This is a genomic window from Falsiroseomonas oryzae (genome assembly GCF_027856955.1).
Lineage (GTDB): Bacteria > Pseudomonadota > Alphaproteobacteria > Acetobacterales > Acetobacteraceae > Falsiroseomonas > Falsiroseomonas oryzae.
The window spans coordinates 1-846 of the sequence record NZ_JAPSMD010000912.1; the positions used below are offsets into that span (position 1 = coordinate 1).

The window sequence follows — 846 nt, forward strand, 5'->3', positions numbered from 1 at the left end:
GGGGACGTCACCGGCTTGCCGTCGATTGCCGTCACCACGTCGCCGGGGCGCAGGCCGGCCTTCGCGGCCGGGCTGTCGCGCTCCACCGAGGCGACCAGCGCACCGCGCGCCGTCCCGCCCTCGCGCGCCGGCAGCTTCAGCGCGGCGGCCATCGCCGCATCCACCGGCTGCGTGGCCACGCCGACGAAGCCGCGCTCCACCCGGCCATGCGCCTGCAGGTCGGCGACGACGCGCTTCACCAGGTTGGACGGCACCGCGAAGCCGATGCCGACGGAGCCGCCCGTGGGGCTGAAGATCGCCGTGTTCACGCCGATCACGCCGCCATCCTGCGAGAACAGCGGGCCACCCGAATTGCCCTGGTTGATCGGCGCGTCCACCTGGATGAACTCGTCATAGGGGCCGGCGCCGATGTCGCGCCCGATGGCGGAGACGATGCCGGTGGTCACCGTGCCGTTCAGGCCGAAGGGATTGCCCATGGCGACCACCCAGTCGCCCGGCTCCGCCCGGTCGGAATCGCCCAGCGCCACGAAGGGCAGGGGCGCACCGGCCTCCACCTTGAGCAGCGCGATGTCGGTGCGCGGGTCGCGGCCGATCAGCCGGGCCTGCAGCTCGCGCCCGTCGTCCAGCCGCACCATGAGGCGCTGCGCGCCCTCCACCACATGGTTGTTGGTGACGATGTGGCCGGCGGCGTCGATCACGAAGCCGGAGCCGACGGCCTGGCCGCGGCCGGCGCCCGGGTTGGGCATGCCGGCGGGGCCGCGCGGCGCCTGGCCGGAGGCGGTGATCTGCACCACCGCCGGGCGGACGGCGCGCACCAGCTCCGCGAACCCGGCGGAGGGCGCGGCG

1 protein-coding gene is annotated in these 846 nt (G+C 75.1%); it reads right to left on the minus strand.

What is annotated here, in order from left to right; genetic code table 11:
* A partial coding sequence (locus OZN99_RS32630; protein ID WP_270939327.1) for a S1C family serine protease occupies nt 1-846 on the minus strand: 846 nt, incomplete at both ends.